Source organism: Protofrankia sp. CiT1 (assembly GCF_917627335.1).
In the GTDB taxonomy this organism is placed as follows: Bacteria; Actinomycetota; Actinomycetes; order Frankiales; family Frankiaceae; genus Protofrankia.
Genome location: NZ_CAKJTP010000024.1, coordinates 45,657 through 48,363, shown reverse-complemented (window position 1 = coordinate 48,363; position 2,707 = coordinate 45,657). Strand labels below are relative to the sequence as shown.

Genomic DNA, 2,707 nt, shown 5'->3' with positions numbered 1-2,707 from the left:
TGTGCCGCCAAGGCCACAGTAGCCGTTCGGGTTCTTGCTGTCCGACAGGTACTGCTGGTGGTAATCCTCGGCGAAGTAGAACGGGCCAGCCGGGGCAATCTCGGTAGTGATCGGACCGAAACCGCTCCTGGTCAGGACGGCCTGGAAAGCGTCCCGGCTGCGCTCCGCCGCGGCCCGCTGCTCGTCGGAGTGGGTGTAAATCGCCGAGCGGTACTGGGTGCCGACGTCGTTGCCCTGACGCATCCCCTGGGTCGGGTCATGCGCCTCCCAGAAGACCTTCAACAGGTCCTCGTAGCTCACCGCGGCCGGATCGAACACGACCTGAACAGCCTCGGTATGACCAGTGAGGCCGGAGCAGGTCTCCTCGTACGTCGGGTTCGGGGTGATCCCGCCCGCGTACCCGACCGCGGTGGAATACACCCCGGGCGTCTGCCAGAACTTCCGCTCCGCGCCCCAGAAGCAGCCGAGCCCGAACACCGCGATCTGGAAACCCGCGGGGAAAGGGCCCCGCAACGGGGTACCGAGGACCGCGTGTCGGTCCGGTACCGCGAAGGCCGCCTGTGAGCGGCCGGGCAGTGCCCGCTCCGCCGTTGGCAGAGCCGGCTTGTGACGAGCGAAGAGCATGTGCGAACACCTCCAGGACGTGTCCACGGTGTCAACCGCGGCCGTCCCCGATACGTTCCCGGGCGCCCGGTCGACAACCGCCGCGGCCATGGGTTCCCGACCGGCCGCGCTGCCGGTCGGGCACCCATGCCGCCGTTGGTGAGCTACCGGACCGCGCTACAGAACAAGGTCCTCCAACATGGTCGTGACCAGTGCGGCGATCGGCGATCGCTCCGAACGGGTGAGGGTGACATGCGCGAACAGCGGATGTCCCTTGAGAGTTTCAATCACGGAGGCAACTCCGTCATGCCGGCCAACCCGCAGATTGTCACGCTGTGCAACATCATGTGTAAGTACCACGCGCGATCCTTGGCCCAGTCGCGACAGTACGGTCAGCAGCACCCCGCGCTCGAGCGACTGCGCTTCATCCACGATGACGAACGCATCGTGCAAGGACCGGCCACGGATGTGGGTGAGCGGCAGCACCTCAAGCATCCCACGGTCAGCGATCTCCTCGATGACCTCCTGGGAGACCAGCGCACCGAGCGTGTCGAAAACGGCCTGCGCCCAGGGCGCCATCTTCTCGTTCTCGCTGCCTGGCAGATAGCCGAGGTCCTGACCACCAACGGCGTACAACGGACGGAACACCACAACCCGGCGGTGCAGCCGTCGTTCCATCACCGCCTCCAGGCCCGCGCACAGCGCCAACGCGGACTTCCCGGTGCCGGCCCGCCCACCGAGAGAGATGATCCCAACGTCGGGATCGAGCAGCAGGTCCAACGCGACACGTTGTTCCGCGGAACGTCCGTGCAGACCGAAGGCCTCCCGGTCACCCCGGACGAGGCACACCTTCTTGTCCGCCGTCACACGTCCGAGCGCCGAGGCGCTGCCGCCGGCGGCGGTGAGCACCAAACCGGTGTGGCAGGGCAGCCCGGCCGCCTCGGCTATCTCGACAGTCTCCCGGGCGTAGAGCCGATCCAGGTCATCCTGGGAGACGGCGAGCTCGGCCATGCCGCTCCAGCCCGAGTCCACCGGGCTCTGCGCCCGGTACTCCTCGGCCGCGAGCCCCACCGCGGACGCCTTTACCCGCAGCGGCAGATCTTTTGTGACAAGAACTACCTCGTCGCCCTCCCGAGCAAGATTGAGCGCTACCGCCAGAATGCGCGAGTCATTGTCATCCACCCGAAACCCCGGCGGGAGCACAGCCGGGTCACTGTGGTTTAGCTCAACCCGCAGAGTTCCACCGTCATCCAACGGCAACGCCTGATCCAGCCGACCATGGCGGATTCGTAGGTCGTCAAGCAAACGAAGGGCTTCACGGGCGAACCAACCCAGTTCGGGATGGTTCCGCTTACCTTCCAGCTCCCCTACGACAACCAGCGGAAGCACAACATTGTGCTCCGCGAACCGCAGCAGCGCACCAGGATCAGACAAGAGCACGCTTGTGTCGACGACATGCGTTCGTGGCACACGCCCACCCGCTTACTCGGAGGAAGTCCGGGACCAAGCCCCACAGGGGGCCGGGTACCGGCCTCCTGGCGTTGTCGCGAATGCGGCACCGAGGGGCCTCCCGAGTGGTCCAGCCCAGTGCCGGACCACAACTTGAGCCAGCTGGATCCACCCGACGGATCGTCCTTCGGTAACGTCCGCCAGCGGAACCCAGGGTCACACGCTAGCTCCCTCGCCTCGAAAAGGCGACCATTTTTGCACAACACACTCGGCGACGGTCACCGACCATATAGTGATGCCGGGCGAAACCGCCTGTGTCCCAGACACAACAGGTTGATCGCCTAATCCGGATCGAGCAGCCTTGGACAACGATGTAGTCCGCCGTTCATATGAACGTCACCACCGGACCGGCCGGCGAGTGGCGGGCAAGACAGGGCCCGGCCAGAACGACAACGGCCGAAGCCGTGCTCATGGCGCATAGCGGACGCCGATCCGGCCGGCAGCACCGTGCCCCGCATGCTGACCACAGAAGTCCACCGTAATCGTGAAAAACCGTCATGAAAACGCCGGCAGACACAGCATGGTAATGACCACTACGACATCCCGTCCAGAGCCATACGAGCCCAACAGCATCCGAGTGCGCGAAAAACCATAA

Annotated in this window: 2 protein-coding genes; both read right to left on the bottom strand. The window is 65.3% G+C overall.

Features of this window, described 5'->3' with window-relative positions:
- Positions 1-624: peptide-methionine (S)-S-oxide reductase MsrA (gene msrA, locus MJ785_RS06725; protein ID WP_239380201.1), on the bottom strand; the 624-nt coding region annotated here is incomplete at its 3' end.
- 156 nt (positions 625-780) lie between these two features.
- Positions 781-2,073, bottom strand: coding sequence for a PhoH family protein (locus tag MJ785_RS06720; RefSeq protein WP_239309274.1), 1,293 nt, complete (start codon positions 2,071-2,073; stop codon positions 781-783).
- Between the last annotated feature and the right edge of the window lie 634 nt (positions 2,074-2,707).